Source organism: Acetatifactor muris (assembly GCF_024623325.1).
Lineage (GTDB): Bacteria > Bacillota > Clostridia > Lachnospirales > Lachnospiraceae > Acetatifactor > Acetatifactor muris.
The window spans coordinates 1-3,437 of record NZ_JANJZD010000084.1 but is presented as its reverse complement, the minus strand read 5'-3'; the positions used below and the strand labels follow the sequence as shown (position 1 = coordinate 3,437).

Here is a 3,437-nt window from a genome sequence, read left to right as displayed (position 1 = left end):
TCTGGATTATTCCGATTTTGGGATTATTCCGATAAACTCGTTCTGTAAGCAGTATTTACGATCTTTCAAACAAGTTTATCGGAATAACTTTTTAATAGCCTCTTAATAACTGGTCTATGATATCCTGCGATTCCCATATGGGAGAATCATCCTTGATATTTGCCGTCAATAAATCTTTTGACGCTTTTTCCACTGCCTGACGTTTCATCTCCGTATCGGCATAGGCATAGATCAGTGTGGTTTCCGGATCTTCATGGCCGAGGAATTCTGACAGCATGGCGAGCGGCATCCCGTTCTGGTACAGGTGCATTGCCCGTGAGTGCCTCAGCATATGCGGGTGTACATTGTCCGGGACATGGACGTTCCGTGTGCGTGCCTCAGCTGCATATTTTTTCAGAAAACGGGCAACATTGTCATCCGACATGGGAGTTTTTTCTTTCCGGTGCTTTGTATAAAAGAGAAAACAGTCCTTTTTACTGTCATTGTGGAATAAGGACTTATATCTGCTGAACATCTGCATGGTTTCTTTGGAAACAGGTACAAGACGTGGCTTGGCACCTTTTCCGAACAGGCAGATGGTCGAATTGTCCACATTTATATCAGACAGCTTCAGCTGAAGCATTTCCCCGTCACGGGCTGCCGTGTCATACATCAGCGTCAGGAAGAAGCGGTCACGCAGCCCTTTTGGAGTATCCGCATCCGTACATCCAATGATTTCAGCAACCGCGTCTTTTGGCATATGGCGCACGACACGTGAGTTATCTGTCCCTTTTTTAAGCGGTATTGTACAGAGATCGGCATATACTGTATATACTTCAGGACAGGTATACGCCGCAAACTTAAAAAACGAACGTATGCAGCTCAGCCTGTTATTACGTGTGGATTCCTTCCAGCCTTTCCGATCTTCCATTGTATCCAGGAACTCTGTCAGAATGGCAGATGTAAAGCTTTCAAATTTCAACCCGGAAGCAGGAATCCCTTTCTCCTGCAGTAAAAAGCGGAGCAGGAGATTCCATGCCATATGACAGGAAGCGATCGTTTTCTCGCTGCTGTTGCGCTGTCTGGGAAGGTAAACGCCAAAATATTCTTTCAACTTCTTCCAAAAAGAATTGCTTTTCATCGTTCACCTCCGATCATGCCGGAAATGTCCATGAACTCCATCTTTGACAGGCGTTCCGGTAAAAGGTGCAGATAGTAGCAGGTCTCCCGGAAAGTCTGGTGCCCCATATAGGCGCTTAGATAAGGTAGAAACTGCCCAAAATCTTTGCCCTCTTCCATCCAGCGTGTCAGGGTCTGTGTGGCAAAGTTATGCCTGAGGATGTAGGGTGTGCAGTAACGTTCAGGAACTTCAGGGTTCCCAGCTATTTTCCAGCACTTATGGAAAAGGGTGCTGATGCTTTGTGCCCAATGTTCGTTTCCGTTCCTGTTTGGGAAAAATATTTCCGTACCGGGATACATTCCCCGTGCAATGCTGTCATAATTGCGGCACATATCCATTATCCCGTGGTCTACTGCTATGCGTCTGTCCTTATGCCTTTTGGAATCCGCGATATATATCGTGTCATGGCTAAAATCAAAGTCCTGCCTCTTAAGATGCCTGACCTCCTGGGGCCTCATCCCGGTAGAATACTGGAGGCGGAAGATAGTGGCTGCCGTATACTCCATGAGCGGGCTTGCCGGGTTATGAGGATACCTGTCGGTCGCATGGAAAAAACGTCGGCATTCTTCTTCACTCATGATATATGGGAGATTTCTTTTCTTATAGCTGAAATAATCTGCCGGAAATACACAGGCATCCTTGCCTGACAGGATCTGGTACCGACCGAGGTTCCTGACAGCAGCCACATCTACATAAATATCACAGCGTTCCCGTTTTGCCTGCAGATAGGACAGGGCTATGTCCCATGTAAGGACATCCGCATCAGGGAAAACGTCCCGGCAGTACCTGTCAAACTGCACCAGATGCCTGTCATAGCTGTCCTCCGCGTATCCGAGGATTTTACGCCACTCCCTCATTCTTTGTATGTCAGACGCAAATTTACTTTGGAAGGAAACCATTATACAAGCCCCTCCTTTCGTGTATGCATTGCGCCGAGATCCAGACAGCACTCCCGCAGTTTTTCCGTATCCAATGCGATATACCGTTTGGAAGATTCGATGTTTCCATGCCCGAGAACCTGGGCAACTGTAGAAATGGAGGTTCCTGAAACCACCATTTTTGTCCCGGCAGTCCTCCGTAACGCGTGAAAAGACTTCCCATCCCAGCCGGTACGGGCAATTCCAGCCGCTTCCACATACTCACGCAGGGCTACATTGAAGAGCGTCGGACTGACGGGGATACCAGAAACAGGATACAGTATGCGCAGAAATACATAGGGGGTATCCATTCGGGGTCTGGAATGGAGGATATAATCCGCAATGGCATTTCCGACATCGATGGGAAGCGGCAGCAGCAGGGAAACCTTTGTCTTTTTTTGGGTCACCCGTATGGTCCTTTCTGTCCATGAGATGTCAGTAAGCTTAAGTTCTGATATATCAGAAGCCCGCATCCCTGTCCTCATGGCAAGAAGGAATATGGCGTAATCCCGCCGTCCTTTGTCAGTTGTACGGTCTATCTGGGAGAATATGGATTGCAGTTCATCATCTGTAAAGCAGGGCAGGGCTTTCTGCCTACTTCTGCCAGCCGTACCCAGGAAACGGTCTGCATCCAGATCAACAATTCCTCTGGCCCGCAAGAAACACACAAAGTTCCTCAGTGTCCGCAACAGTCTTGGCATGCTGCCTTTATGGTTTGGGGCTTCCCGGCGGACAAAATCCAGAACATTTTCAGAAGTTATGGAGGATGTATCTTCCACTCCGGTCTGTTCTAAGAAATACAGGAACTGCCGTATAATTATCATTTCCGGTCTGACTGTACCGGGACTGAGTTTTTTTGACAGTTCCTGATTAAATCCAGCCATCAGTTCCTTATATTCCCCAGAAGAAGGATTATATGTTGAAAAAGTAGTTGCTTTCCAGCTGAATTCTCCGTTTTCAAAATATCTAGCAATTGTATAAGCGACTTTTCTCGCATCCTTAGCCGAAGATTTTTGGAAATCCGTACCATACCTGGACTTACAGAAATCCGCAGCATCCTGATATGTGAAAGTATCAATTCCATTCTCTGTACAGAACAGGAATACCGCTTTGTAATGCCTTAAATAATGGTCAACCGTACTTTGGGACAGCCCCAGTTCTTTTGTGCATTGAATTACATAATCAATGTGTTCTCTTAAATTTAATTTTTCCATGTAAAGGCCCTCCTATTTGCCCGATTACATGGAAACATAAATGTTTTTTATACACAAGAATTATTCCGATTTTTGGTGTTGAAATATAGACACAGCCTGAAAAGACATGATATAATCGGAATAATCCGCAAATCGGAATAATCAACA

General features: G+C 46.1%; 3 protein-coding genes. All 3 read right to left on the bottom strand.

Annotated elements, in window-relative coordinates; all coding sequences use genetic code 11:
• Positions 1-91: 91 nt before the first annotated feature.
• The 3 genes from NSB25_RS28880 to NSB25_RS28870 are packed head-to-tail and all read right to left on the bottom strand — an operon-like array spanning position 92 to position 3,290.
• Positions 92-1,120 (bottom strand): tyrosine-type recombinase/integrase, encoded by a 1,029-nt coding sequence (locus NSB25_RS28880; RefSeq protein ID WP_103242776.1) that lies wholly within the window; start codon positions 1,118-1,120, stop codon positions 92-94.
• A complete protein-coding gene (locus tag NSB25_RS28875; protein WP_103242777.1) occupies positions 1,117-2,058 on the bottom strand; it encodes a tyrosine-type recombinase/integrase in 942 nt (313 codons plus the stop codon). The genes NSB25_RS28880 and NSB25_RS28875 overlap by 4 nt, the downstream gene beginning before the upstream one ends.
• The gene (locus NSB25_RS28870; RefSeq protein WP_103242778.1) at positions 2,058-3,290 is read right to left on the bottom strand and encodes a tyrosine-type recombinase/integrase; all 1,233 of its coding nucleotides are present in this window, start codon (positions 3,288-3,290) and stop codon (positions 2,058-2,060) included. Before NSB25_RS28870 ends, NSB25_RS28875 begins: the two co-directional genes overlap by 1 nt.
• Positions 3,291-3,437: the final 147 nt, after the last annotated feature.